Source organism: Saliphagus sp. LR7 (genome assembly GCF_003344565.1).
In the GTDB taxonomy this organism is placed as follows: domain Archaea; phylum Halobacteriota; class Halobacteria; order Halobacteriales; family Natrialbaceae; genus Saliphagus; species Saliphagus infecundisoli.
In genome coordinates, this window is sequence record NZ_QPND01000003.1 from 324,004 (window position 1) to 336,653 (window position 12,650).

Annotated in this window: 8 protein-coding genes; 6 read left to right on the top strand and 2 right to left on the bottom strand. The window is 68.3% G+C overall.

Annotated features, from left to right (window positions below; all coding sequences use genetic code 11):
• Positions 1–45 precede the first annotated feature (45 nt).
• The 4 genes from DVH23_RS06480 to DVH23_RS06495 are packed head-to-tail and all read left to right on the top strand — an operon-like array spanning position 46 to position 8,546.
• Positions 46–1,188, top strand: coding sequence for an ABC transporter ATP-binding protein (locus tag DVH23_RS06480; RefSeq protein WP_114576620.1), 1,143 nt, complete (start codon positions 46–48; stop codon positions 1,186–1,188).
• Positions 1,189–1,239: 51 nt separating this feature from the next.
• A complete protein-coding gene (locus DVH23_RS06485; RefSeq protein WP_114576621.1) occupies positions 1,240–3,162 on the top strand; it encodes a glycoside hydrolase family 127 protein in 1,923 nt (640 codons plus the stop codon).
• 32 nt (positions 3,163–3,194) lie between these two features.
• Positions 3,195–5,861, top strand: coding sequence for a sugar-binding domain-containing protein (locus DVH23_RS06490; protein WP_114576622.1), 2,667 nt, complete (start codon positions 3,195–3,197; stop codon positions 5,859–5,861).
• 42 nt (positions 5,862–5,903) lie between these two features.
• On the top strand, positions 5,904–8,546 hold the full coding sequence (locus DVH23_RS06495; RefSeq protein WP_114576623.1) for a glycoside hydrolase family 2 protein: 2,643 nt from the start codon (positions 5,904–5,906) through the stop codon (positions 8,544–8,546).
• 27 nt (positions 8,547–8,573) lie between these two features.
• Here DVH23_RS06495 and DVH23_RS06500 read toward each other — a convergent pair whose 3' ends face one another.
• The gene (locus DVH23_RS06500; protein WP_114576753.1) at positions 8,574–9,881 is read right to left on the bottom strand and encodes an alpha-glucosidase/alpha-galactosidase; all 1,308 of its coding nucleotides are present in this window, start codon (positions 9,879–9,881) and stop codon (positions 8,574–8,576) included.
• A 357-nt stretch (positions 9,882–10,238) separates the two neighbouring features.
• Positions 10,239–11,057 (bottom strand): nucleoside phosphorylase, encoded by an 819-nt coding sequence (locus DVH23_RS06505; RefSeq protein WP_114576624.1) that lies wholly within the window; start codon positions 11,055–11,057, stop codon positions 10,239–10,241.
• A 114-nt stretch (positions 11,058–11,171) separates the two neighbouring features.
• Between DVH23_RS06505 and gcvT the strand changes: the two genes are divergently transcribed.
• Both gcvT and gcvH read left to right on the top strand, forming a co-directional pair.
• On the top strand, positions 11,172–12,269 hold the full coding sequence (gene gcvT / locus DVH23_RS06510) for a glycine cleavage system aminomethyltransferase GcvT (RefSeq protein ID WP_114576625.1): 1,098 nt from the start codon (positions 11,172–11,174) through the stop codon (positions 12,267–12,269).
• Complete coding sequence (gene gcvH / locus DVH23_RS06515; RefSeq protein ID WP_114576626.1) at positions 12,266–12,649, top strand: glycine cleavage system protein GcvH; 384 nt, start codon at positions 12,266–12,268, stop codon at positions 12,647–12,649. Before gcvT ends, gcvH begins: the two co-directional genes overlap by 4 nt.
• Position 12,650: the final 1 nt, after the last annotated feature.

The window sequence follows — 12,650 nt, forward strand, 5'->3', positions numbered from 1 at the left end:
GGCGAACCAGCGCCAGTGCAGGCGGAATCAGACGGAGACACGACAATGAGCAACAGTACCAACGAGACGGCGTCCGTAACGTTCGAGAACGTCCGGAAGGTCTACAGCGACGACTTCGTCGCGATCGACGGCTTCGACGCCTACATCGAGGACGGCGAGTTCATCACCATCGTCGGCCCCTCGGGATCGGGGAAGTCGACGCTGTTGCGGATGGTCGCCGGCCTCGAGTCGATCACCGGCGGCGACATCCGGATCGGCGACCGGAGCATCAAGGGGGTCGAACCCCAGGACCGGGGGATCGCGATGGTGTTCCAGAACTACGCGCTCTACCCCCACATGAGCGTCCGGAAGAACATGTCCTACGGCCTGAAGCTGACGACGGACATGTCCGACGAGGAGATCGACCGGAGCGTCGAGGAGACCGCCGAGATGATGGGGATCGGCGACCAGCTAGACAGCAAGCCGAGCGAGCTCTCGGGGGGCCAACAACAGCGCGTCGCGACCGGGCGGGCGATCGTCCGGGACCCGAAGATCTTCCTGATGGACGAGCCGCTGTCGAACCTCGACGCCAAGCTCAAGGTCCACATGCGCACCGAGCTCCAACGGCTCCAGGAGGAGTTGGGGACGACGACGATCTACGTCACCCACGACCAACACGAGGCGCTGACGATGAGCGACCGGATCGTCGTGCTGAACGCGGGCGAACTCCAGCAGTTCGCGACCCCCGAGGAGATCTACGACAACCCGGCAAACCGGTTCGTCGCGGACTTCATCGGGAGCCCCTCGATGAACTTCTTCGACGTCAGTCTCGAGGGTTCCCGGCTCGTCGGCGACGGCTTCACCTACGAGCTTCCGGCCTCGATCGCGGAGACGGCCCGCGGGGCCGACGACCTCGAACTCGGGATCCGTCCCGAGGACATCACCCTCGGGGGCGGCGAGAACGCGATCGCCGCGACCGTCGACGTCGTCGAGGTCGCGGGCAGCGACAACTTCGTCTACCTCGACATCGAGGGTCAGGAGTGTTGTGTCAGGGTGAGCGGCGCGATCAAGCCGTCGGTCGGCGACCGGGTCGAGATCACGTTCGACCCCGACGACATCCACCTCTTCGACCGCCGGACCGGCGAGAACCTGCTGGTCGAGCGCGAACGCGAACGCGAGGCTGCCCCGCGGACCGAGGAAGCCACCTGAACCGGGCGTTCGTCGCGAAGAGCTTTAGGCCCGCGGACGGTTTTTCCGACGATGGCAGACGCTTCCGGACCGACGGCGCCGGCGCTCCCGGCCGTGACGATCGACGATCCGTTCTGGAACCCCCGTCTCGAGACCAATCGCGAGCGGACCCTCGAGTACCAGTACGACCAGCTCGTAGAGACGGGTTGTCTCGAGAACTTCCGGCGGGCGGCCGCCGGCGAAGCGGGCGGGTTCGAGGGGATGTGGTTCGCCGACTCGGACCTCTACAAGTGGATCGAAGCCGCGAGCTACGTCCTGGCGAGCGAGGACGACCCCGACCTAGCGCGACGGGTCGAGGACTGTGTCGGGCTGGTCGCCGACGCCCAGGACGACGACGGCTACCTGAACACCTACTTCGCCCTGAAAGACCCTGACAAGCGGTGGACCAACCTCAACACGATGCACGAGCTCTACTGTGCGGGCCACCTGATCGAGGCTGCGGTCGCCCACCACCGCGCGACGGGCTCCCGGGAGTTCCTGGCGGTCGCGATACGGCTCGCCGACCACGTCGATTCGACGTTCGGCGACGAGGTCGAGGGGCCGCCGGGCCACGAGGGAATCGAACTCGCGCTCGTCTCCCTTGCCCGGGTCACGGGCGAGCAGCGGTACGTCGACCTCGCTGAGTACTTCGTCGAGCAACGAGGCCGCGGGCGGTTCGAGGAGGAGTTCGAGACCATCGAGGAGATCGCGGGCTACGAGGCGGGGATCGCGACCGACGCGCGGGACGTGTTCTACGAGGACGGCGCCTACGACGGCAGCTACGCCCAGGCCCACGCCCCGTTCCTAGACCAGGTGGCCGTCGAGGGCCACGCGGTCCGCGCGACGTACTTCCTCGCGGGGGTCGCCGACGTGGTCGCAGAAACCGGGAACGAGGAGTATCTCGCCCATCTCGAGGCTCTCTGGGAGAACATGGCCCACAAACGCACCTACGTCACGGGCGGGATCGGATCCAGCCGGGAGGGTGAGCGCTTTACCGACGACTACGACCTGCCGAACGACACGGCCTACGCCGAGACCTGTGCGGCGATCGGGAGCGTCTTCTGGAACCACCGGCTGTTCAAACTGACGGGCGAGGCGAAGTATCAGGATCTGATCGAGCGGACGCTGTACAACGCCGTCCTCGCGGGGATCTCGCTCGACGGCACCGAGTTCTTCTACGACAACCGCCTCGAGAGCGCGGGCGACCACCACCGCGAGGGGTGGTTCGAGTGTGCCTGCTGTCCGCCGAACCTCGCGCGGCTGTTTGCCTCCCTCGAGGACTACCTCTACGCGACCGACGACCGGACGGTGTACGTCAACCAGTTCGTCGGCAGCGAACTCGAGACCGACATCGGGGGACGCGACGTGACCGTGACTCAGCGAACGAACTACCCCTGGGAGGGCGAGGTAACCCTGGCGGTGGAGACGGCCGAACCGACCGCCTTCACCCTCGCCGTCCGGGTCCCCGGCTGGTGTCGGGAGGTGGAGGTCGCGGTCGACGGCGAGCCCGTGGGAGTCGAGGGGGCGGGCTACGCCGAGATCGACCGGGAGTGGTCCGGAGAGACGGTCGAAATCGTCTTCGGTCAGCCCGTTCGCCGGCTCGAGGCCCACCCCGCGGTCGAAGCGGACGCCGGCCGGGTCGCGCTCGCCCGCGGGCCGCTGGTCTACTGTCTTGAGGGCGCGGACCACGACCGGCCGCTCTCGCAGTACGTCCTCGACGGAGAGACGACGTTCGACCCCGACTACCGGCCCGACCTCCTCGGCGGCGTCGTGGCCGTCGAGGCCGACGCGAGCGCGCCGGAGATGGGGGGATGGGAGGGCGAACTCTACCGCGAGGCGCCGACCGAGCGGGTCCGGAAGCCGATCACCGCGGTCCCCTACTACGCGTGGGACGAGCGCGAACCCGGCGAGATGGCCGTCTGGCTCCGAACGACGAGTCCGCGCACCGGGGAGTGAACACTTAACCGTCCCGGGCCGGAGGACGTGGTATGCGAGAGGACGGCGATCCCCGACGGTCGCGATCGCTCGACGGGGAGTGGCTGTTCGACGTCGACCCCGACGCAGTCGGGATGTCCGCGGGATGGGGAACCGAGCCCGCGATCTGGGTGACCGAGGCCAATCCCGTGGACGTTCCCCACGTCTGGCAGGAGACCGACGACCTGCGGGGGTACGCGGGGACCGCGTGGTACCACCGCTCGTTCGACCTCGAGGAGGGCGCCCTCGACTCCCGCCGGGCGTTCCTCGAGTTCGGCGCGGTCGACTACTGGGCGACGGTCTGGGTCGACGGCGAGCGGGTCGGCGACCACCGCGGCGGCTACCTCCCCTTCGAGTTCGAGGTGACCGAGGCGCTCGGAGCCGGCGAGAACACCGTCACCGTCGCCGTCCACGACCCCGAGGACCTACGCGAGATCCCCCACGGGAACCAGGGCGAGCCGTGGTACACCCGCGTCAGCGGGATCTGGCAGTCGGTCTCGCTCTCGCTCCGTCCCGAGAGCCACGTCGTCGACGCCCGGGTCACGCCCGACCTCGAGAGCGACACGGCGACCGTTTCCCTCGAGGTCGATCCCGGAGGACGCGACGGGGAGGACCTTCGGGCGATCGTCCGGGCGACCCGGGGGGGATCGGTCGCGGCCCTGGCGAGCGCCGGCCCGGAGGGGAGCGTGACGCTCGAGTTCGACGACCCCGACTACTGGTCGCCCGACGCGCCCGCGCTCTACGACCTCGAGGTCACGCTGCGGGCCGGGAGAGCGGTCGTCGACCGCTACGCCGACACGTTCGGGATGCGGGCGCTCGAGCGCGACGGTGCGGGCGGACTCCTCCTCAACGGCGAGCCGATCCGGCTTCGAGGGGTCGTCGACCGGGGCTACTACCCGGAGACGCTCTACCGGCCGCCGGCGGGGTGGAGTGCAGAGCGCGAGGTCGAGCGGATCCGGGACCTCGGCTTCAATCTCGTCCGGACACAGGGAAAGCCGGCCCGTCCCGATTTTCTGGAGGCCGCAGACCGCCAGGGACTGCTCGTCTGGGCCGAACCCGCGGGCCCGACGCGGTACACCGACCGGTCGCGGGAGGCCACGGAAGAAGAGCTGTTCGGGCTGATCGACCGGGACTACAACCGCCCGAGCGTCGTGCTCTGGGGAGTCTACGACGAGGAGCGAGGGATCGGCCACGACCCCGCCGAGGAGCCTCTCTGGACCGACGAGGCAAAGCAGGCGGCCCTCGCCTCGACCGTCGACGCCGTCCGGGAGCGTGACCCGACGCGGCTGGTCTGCGATAACTCCGGATGGGCCCACGTCGACACCGACCTCAACGACTACCATCGCTACGTCGCGAGCCCCGACCGGGCGACCGAGTGGAGCGGGGCCTTAGAACACCTGCTCCACCACCGCGGGGACAACTACGCGACCCGCCGGTGGGCCGAGCCCGACGCCCCGGTCGTGATCTCGGAGTTCGGGTGCTGGGCCCTGCCCGACGTCGAGGCGCTCGCAGAGCACTACGGCCGGGAGCCGCCCTGGTTCGCCGGTGAGTTCCCCGCCGAAGCGAGGAAACGACCCAGCGACGTCGAGGCCCGCTTCGAGCGGACCGGCCTCGAAAGCGTCTTCGGCTCGCTCGACGCGCTGCGGAAGGCCTGGGAGCGCCGTGCGCTCGACTCGCTTTCACACGCCATCGGCGAGTTCCGCCGGCGCGAGGAGGTCTCGGGGTACGTCCTGACCCAGCTTACCGACGTCGAGTGGGAGGCAAACGGGCTCCTCGACTACCGCCGGGCGCCAAAGGGGTTCACCGACCGCCTCGCCGCAATCAACCGCGAGGTCGCCCTCGTGGCGACCGTCGACTCCCACGTCGCCTGGGGCGGGAGGAGCCGCCGACTCGAGCTCGCGCTCGTCAACGACACGGACAGCGAGGTCGCCCGCGAGTTCGAGTGGCGGTTCGGCGAAGCCGAGGGAACCTGTCGGCTGACGGCACCCGCCCACTCGGTCGCCGAGAGCGATCCGATCGCCCTCCCGGTTCCCGCTCTCGAGGAGCCCCGGACCGAGCCGGTCGTCGTCGAGGACGGAGCGGGCGGGGACCTCGCCTGCGAGGAGCCGATCACGGTCGTCCCCTCGTCGCTTCCGGTCCCCCGGGAGCCTGTCGTCTACGCCGAGGGGGGGCTCGCGGCCGCGCTCTCGCGGGCGGGGGTTTCGGTCACCCACCGGCTCGAGGGGGCCGACGTCGCGTTCACGAGCGACGCCGGCGAGGTGAGGGAGTTCGTCGAACGCGGCGGGGCCGCCATCCAAATCCCCCGGGACGACGGTGGAATGGCCGACAGCGACTGCTTCGAGTTCCGGGAGCTGGCCCGGACGGACGGCCGGGCCAGCACGGCCTCCTTTTTCTACCAGGACTCACCGCTGCTCGACGGGCTCTCTCCGGAGGCCCGTCTGGGCTGGGAGTTCGAGGACGCGTACCCCTACGCGGTCGTCTCGGAGCCGGACCCCGACGAGGACGTCGTCCACGCGGGCCACGTCCGGGGGTGGCTGGCCGACTGGGGCGGGTCGCTGGTCGAACGGCCGGTCGGCGACGGCCGGCTCATCGCCTGTACGTTCCGCGGCGAGGTCGGCACCCACCCGGTCGTGACGGCGCTTACCCTCGGACTGATTTCCCACCTCGCCGGGGCTGACTGATCGGGACCTTCTTTGGGGACCCCGTACAACCGACGGTCGTTCATGAGCAACCACCGGCGGGAGACGCCGCTTACCGGGAGCTGGGAGTTCGTCACCGATCCCGACGACGAGGGCCGCACGGCGGGCTGGTCGGAGCCGGGGGCCGACTGGCCCGACCGCGCGACGACCGTCGAGGTTCCCCACGCTTGGCAGGAACTGGACGCCTATCGGGAGTACACCGGGCGGGCCTGGTATCGCCGGACGTTCGCGGCCGACCCCGGAGCGGGCGAGCGCGTGCTCCTCCGGTTCGGCGCGGTCGACTACGAGGCGACGGTCCGGGTCAACGGCGAGGAGGTCGGCTCGAACCGCGGGGGGTACCTCCCGTTCGCCGTCGACGCCACCGACGCCGCGACCGCCGGGGAGAACGAGCTCGTCGTCGAGGTGGTCGACCCCGATGACCTGAGCGAGATCCCCCACGGGAAACAGGGCGAACCCTGGTACACCCGCGTCAGCGGGATCTGGCAGCCGGTCTCCCTCGAGGTCGTCCCGGCACTGCGGGTCGCCGGTCTCCGGGCGACGCCCGACCTCGCGTACGACTCGGTTTCGGTCGCCGTCGACGTGATCGGGTCCGGAGCGACGGGGACGACGGCGCTGTCGGCGGCGATCGAACTCCGCCGGGAGGGGGACGTCGTCGCGAGCGCCGACGCGCCGATCGAGCGGGGCCAGGGCTCGACGACGATCGCGCTTGCAGACCCCGACTACTGGTCGCCCGAGGAGCCCGCACTGTACGACGTCGGCGTCGCCCTCGAGCGCGAGGGAGAGGTCGTCGACCGCTACGAGGACTACTTCGGGATGCGAAGCGTCGACGTGGACGACGGCCAGGTCCACCTGAACGGCGAGCCCTACCCGATCCGGGGTGCTCTGGACCAGGGCTACTATCCCGAAACCTTCTACCGGCCGTTCGAGCCCGACCTTTTCGCCCGCGAGGTCGAACTCGCGAAGGATCTGGGTTTCAATCTGTTGCGAAAACACATCAAGCCGGCTCATCCCGACTTTCTGGAGGCCGCAGACCGCCAGGGGCTGCTCGTCTGGGAGGAGCCCGCGAACCCGACGGTCCACACCGAGCGCTCGCGCCGCGAGGTCCGCGATCAGCTGTTCGGGATGGTAGACAGAGACTACAACCGGCCGAGCGTCGCCATCTGGAGCCTCTACAACGAGGAGTGGGGGATCGGCAACCCCCAGGGACTCGACGACGAGACCTCGCTGTGGGAGGACGAAGCCAAACAGGAGTACCTCGTGGACCTCTACGAGGAGACCCGCGAGTGCGATCCGACGCGGCTGGTCTGCGATAATTCCGGCTGGGCCCACGTCGCGACCGACGTCAACGACTACCACGAGTACTTCGTCAGTCCCGATCGAGCGGGCGCGTGGGACGACCGCCTCGAGGCGCTCGCGACCTCGCCCGAGGAGAACTACGCAGCGACCGGGACCGATCCCGCCGCGGCCCCCCTGATCGTCTCCGAGTTCGGCACCTGGGGGATGTGCGACGCGCCCGCGATCGAGGAGTTTTATCGAGGACGGCCGCCGTGGTACGACCACGAGTTCCTGGATGGGCTCAAACGGCCCGCGGGCTACCGCGACCGCTTCGAGAAATCGCCGCTTCCCGACGTCTTCGACGACTGGTCGGATCTCGCGACGGCCTGGCAGTACCGGGAGTACCGCTCGATCAAAGACGTCATCGAGCGGATGCGGGTCCACGACGGAGTGGACGGTTACGTCATCACGGAGTTCTCGGACATCGAGTGGGAGTTCAACGGAATTCTGGACTACCGCCGCGAGCCGAAGGCCTTCGCCGAGGAGTTCGCCCGGGTCAACAGCGAGAGACTGCTCCGAATCGACCTCGGCGCCCACACCCTCGAGACCGGCGGGGAGCTAGAGGCGGATCTCGTCATCGTCAACGACTCGGCGGAGCCCCTCGAGGGCGAAGTCGAGTGGTCGGTCTTCGAGAAGTCGGGAACGATCCCGGTCTCGGTTCCGGGATTCGCCACCGAGCGGATCGAGGGCGCGATCTCAACGGCGGTCCCGCCGACGGAGGCACCGCTGTGCGACCAGGTTCGCGTCTCCCATCCGGGGGCCCCGGACAACGACGAGCCGGTCACTGCCGTTCCCGAGCCGGCTCCCGGGGGCGATCTCGCGGTCTACGCCGACGGGGAGGCTCTCGCCTCGCGGGTCGCCGGCCTCGGCTTCGAGACGGCCGACGCGCTCGCGGAGAGCGACGTCGCCGTCGTCGTCGATCCCGACGAGGGTGTTCGGGAGTTCGCCGAGAGCGGCGGCCGGGTCGTCGTCGTCCCCGACGCCGACGGCTCGATGGCCGACGACGAGTTCTTCGCCTACCGGGAGCTGCCCGAAACCGAGAGCTGGAACCTGGTGGCCTCGCTTCTCTACGCCGTCGACCTCCCCGAGTACGTCGACCGGGTCCCGGGCTGGGAGCTCGAGGGCTGCTATCCATACGCGGTAGCGGAAGGGGCCGACGACGACGAGATTCGCCTCGGCTACGTCGAGGGCTGGCTCTCGAACCGGGCGGCGGCGGTCTCTACCCGGGAGGTCGGCGACGGTACCGTCACGGCGTGTACGCTCCGGACCGGCTCCGGGAGCCAGCCGGTCGGACGGGCGTTGCTCGCGGACCTCCTCGAAGGCCCCCCTTAGTCCGCATCGGTCCCGCGGCGCCCTCGTTCAGTCCAGCTCCGGGAGGTACGCCGCGTTCGCCTCGAGCAGCTCCTCGGTCATTTCGTGGATCTCGCCCAAGGACAGCTCGGCTGCGGTCAGCGGGTCGAGCTTGACCGCCCGGTGGACGGCGTCGCGGTCGTTCTCGACGGCGCCCTGGACCGCGAGTTGCTGGACGTTGACGTTCGTCCGGTCCAGTGCGGCGAGTTCGGTCGGGAGGTCGCCAACCGAGCAGGGGTGGACGCCGGTCCCGTCCACGAGGCAGGGGACCTCGACACAGACGTCGTCGGGGAGGTTCGAAATCGCGCCCGTCCGGTTGGAGACGTTCAGGTTCAGCCGGCGGGTGGTGTCGGTCTCGAGCGAATGGATCAGCCGGGAGGCGTACTCTTCGGAGCGTTCGATCGTGACGTCCTCCGTATCGACGTCGGCGAGGGCACCGTCCCGGTCGTCTGAGCGTTCCTTCCAGCCCTCGAGGTAGGTCGCGGTCTCCATGCGTCCGGCGTAGTCGGTCCCCGTCATCGCCTCGATCGTGTCGGGATCGGTCCGGAAGTAGGGGACGTACTCGCTCATGTGGTGACTCGACTCGGTGACGAACGCGCCGAAGTGTTTCAGCATCTCGAAGCGCACCGTGTCGCGCTCGTAGATCTCGTCGTCGGCCATCGCCTCCCGGAGTCGGGGATAGAGATCCTCGCCGTCGTGCTCGAGGGTGAGAAACCACGCCATGTGGTTGATGCCGGCGACCCAGTAGTCGAGTTCCTCCTGGGCCACCCCGAGATAGTCGGCGATCGCTTCGGCCGTGTGGGGAACGCTGTGACAGAGGCCGACGGTCTCGACGTCGGTCGCCTCGTGGATCGCTCCACAGCAGATCGCCATCGGGTTCGTGTAGTTGAGGAGGAGCGCGTCGGGACACAGTTCCTCCATGTCCGCCGCGATGTCGAGCATCGTCGGGATCGTCCGCAGTCCACGGAAGATCCCGCCCGGCCCTAACGTGTCGCCGATCGCCTGCTCGACGCCGTATTTTTCGGGAATGCGGATCTCGTTTTCGAACGGCTCGGTGCCGCCGACGTTGATCATGTTGAGGACGTAGTCGGCACCCTCCAGAGCCGCCCGGCGGTCGGTCGTCGCCTCGATCGTCGCCCCGACGTCGCCGTTATCGACCATCGCGCGGGCGACGCGGGCCGTCTGCTCGAGTCGATGCTCGTCGACGTCCATCAGGACGATCTCGCTGTCGGCGAGTTCCGGAAACGAGAGGAGATCGCCGACGAGCGTCTTCGCGAACACCATGCTTCCGGCTCCGATAAACACGATCCGTGGCATGTGAGTTCCCTCTGAGTTGGCGTGCATAAAGGTACCGTCGTTGTCCGTCTCGACCGGCGTTTCGGGACGGGTGGTCGAAAGCGACCACCCCATAACTACCAGTATGGGTTAATAGATGGTCTAAGTATGTCTATGGTTCCGTATGGGATCGATCCTGTTTCGGATACAGAGCATTATGGAACGTCAGTGGGCACATACTGCCGTGTCGAGGCCAATATTCGTCTGTTTCGGTCCAGGCTCGATATCGACCGCTTTCTCGCCGTATGGGTCCGTATCTCGGGAAAACGGAATCAGGCCACCCGGACGAACGAAGTATACGAAATCAGGATGGAATTGGGAATAGTCCGATTTCGTATCTCAGACCGAGAGGCCGGCGTGCCATCGATCGACGCCGGCCTCTCGTTTCACTTCGTCCATCCGGGCCAGAAGGGTAACCGCCAGCGAGGCGGTTTCTGCGGCCCGGAGTTCGCCTTCCGTCCGGAACTCGCCGGTCTCGCGGTTGGCGTAGACGCTACAGACCGCGCCGGCCCGCAGACCGTAGATCGACGCGAGCGTGAGGATGGCGCTGGCCTCCATCTCGATGTTGGTGACGTTGGCCTCCCGGAGATCGGAGACGAGGTCGTCGCTTCCGGCGGCCGAAAAGCCCTCGAAGCCAGGTCGTCCCTGGCCCGGATAAAAGGAGTCGGCGCTCATCGTGATCCCGGTGTGGTAGTCGTATCCCAGTCGTTCGGCGGCGGCGACGAGCGCCGAGACGACCTCGTAATCGGCGCTCGCGGGGTAGTCCTCGCGGACGTACTCCTCGCTGGTTCCCTCCTGGCGGACCGCGCCGGTGGTGATCACGAGGTCGCCGACCGACGCCTCCTCGCGGATCGATCCACAGGAGCCGACCCGGATGAGCGTGTCGACGCCGACCCGGGCGAGCTCCTCGACGGCGATCGCCGCCGACGGGCTGCCGATCCCCGTCGAGGTGACCGAGATCGGCGTTCCCTCGTGGCTGCCGGTGACGGTGCGGTACTCCCGGTGGTGAGCCCGTTCCTCGCCGTTGTCCCAGCAGCCGGCGATCTTTTCGACGCGCTCGGGGTTGCCCGGCAGGAGGACGCTATCGGCGACGTCCTCGGGGCCGACCTCGAGATGGTACTGTACCTCCGCGTTCGGGTCCTCGCTGTCGCCTGGCATGGAGATGACTTGCGGCGGCGGCGGCATATACGTGCGGGACGTCGATCCGCCGGGCGACCGGGCGAATCGCTCCCGACGAAAAGACATTACTACCCCGAGGGAGTGAGTGGGGGTATGCCGCTTCAGACGCCGCCGTTGCGCGGGCTCCACGCCGAGCGGGGCGCGAAATTCACGGAGTTCGGCGGCTGGGACATGCCGGTCGAGTTCGACTCGATCCGCGCCGAACACGAGGCGGTACGGGAGCAAGCAGGGATCTTCGACGTCTCCCACATGGGCGAGATCCACGTCACGGGACCGGACGCGACCCGGCTGATGAACCGGCTGACGACCAACGACGTGACGGTCCTCGAGGTCGGCGACGCCCAGTACACGACGATCACCGACGAGGAGGGGCTCCTGATCGACGACACCGTCGTCTACCGCTTTCCCGACGAGGACGGCGAGGCGGCGTATCTGTTCGTCCCCAACGCGGGCAACGACGAGGCGACCCACGAGCGCTGGATCGACCACCGAAACGAGTGGGAACTCGACGCGACGATCGACAACCGGACCGACGAGTACGCCATGTTCGCGGTCCAGGGGCCCGACGCCCCCGACCTCGTCGGCGAGGTTTCGACGGGGTCGGTCGCCGACATCGGCCGGTTCGAGGCCAGGGAGCTCGAGATCGAAGGGATCGAGTGCTGGCTCGCCCGCACCGGCTACACCGGCGAGGACGGCTTCGAGATCCTCGCGCCCTGGCGGGAGGCGACGACGGTCTGGGGCGCGTTCGACTGCCAGCCCTGCGGCCTGGGCGCCCGCGACACCCTTCGCCTGGAGGCCGGCCTCGTGCTCGCGGGCCAGGACTTCGACCACGAGTCGAATCCCCGAACGCCCTACGAGGCCGGCCTCGGATTCACGGTCAAACTCGACACCGAGTTCGTCGGCCGGGACGCCTTGGAGCGAGCCAAAGAGGAGGGCGTCGAGGAGGAACTCGCCGGCTTCCGGCTGGTCGATCGGGGCGTCCCGCGCCACGGCTACGACATCACGAACACCGACGGACGCGTGATCGGCGCGGTCACGAGCGGGACGATGAGTCCCACCCTTGAGGCCGCCATCGGGCTGGGTTACGTCCCCGTCGAGTACGCCGACCCCGGCACGACGCTCCGGGTCGTCGTCCGGGGTCAGTCGAAGAAAGCACGCGTCGAACCGCTGCCCTTTATCGAGACACAATGAGCTTCGAACCACCAACCGACAGACGGTATCTGGAATCGCACGAGTGGGCCGCGCCCGCCGAGGCCGACGGACGCGTCCGGATCGGAATCACGGACTTCGCCCAGGACGAACTCGGCGACGTCGTCTTCGTCGAACTCCCCGACGAGGGAGAGACGATCGAGGCCGGCGAGGAGTTCGGCGTCATCGAGTCGATCAAGGCCGTCTCCGATCTCTACGCGCCGGTTTCCGGCGAGGTCGTGGCCGTCAACGAAACGCTGTTCGACTCGCCGGAACTCGTCAACGACGACCCCTTCGGGGAGGGCTGGATGCTCGAGGTCGAGACCGAAGCGGAGTCCGACGACCTCCTCTCGGCCGAGGAGTACGAGAAACAGATCGCCTGAC

Excerpts from the sequence above, each read along its gene's own strand:
- DVH23_RS06480 (WP_114576620.1), top strand. The coding sequence starts at position 46 with ATGAGCAACAGTACCAACGAGACGGCGTCCGTAACGTTCGAGAACGTC.
- DVH23_RS06485 (WP_114576621.1), top strand. The coding sequence starts at position 1,240 with ATGGCAGACGCTTCCGGACCGACGGCGCCGGCGCTCCCGGCCGTGACG.
- DVH23_RS06490 (WP_114576622.1), top strand. The coding sequence starts at position 3,195 with ATGCGAGAGGACGGCGATCCCCGACGGTCGCGATCGCTCGACGGGGAG.
- DVH23_RS06495 (WP_114576623.1), top strand. The coding sequence starts at position 5,904 with ATGAGCAACCACCGGCGGGAGACGCCGCTTACCGGGAGCTGGGAGTTC.
- DVH23_RS06500 (WP_114576753.1), bottom strand. The coding sequence starts at position 9,881 with ATGCCACGGATCGTGTTTATCGGAGCCGGAAGCATGGTGTTCGCGAAG.
- DVH23_RS06505 (WP_114576624.1), bottom strand. The coding sequence starts at position 11,057 with ATGCCAGGCGACAGCGAGGACCCGAACGCGGAGGTACAGTACCATCTC.
- gcvT (WP_114576625.1), top strand. The coding sequence starts at position 11,172 with ATGCCGCTTCAGACGCCGCCGTTGCGCGGGCTCCACGCCGAGCGGGGC.
- gcvH (WP_114576626.1), top strand. The coding sequence starts at position 12,266 with ATGAGCTTCGAACCACCAACCGACAGACGGTATCTGGAATCGCACGAG.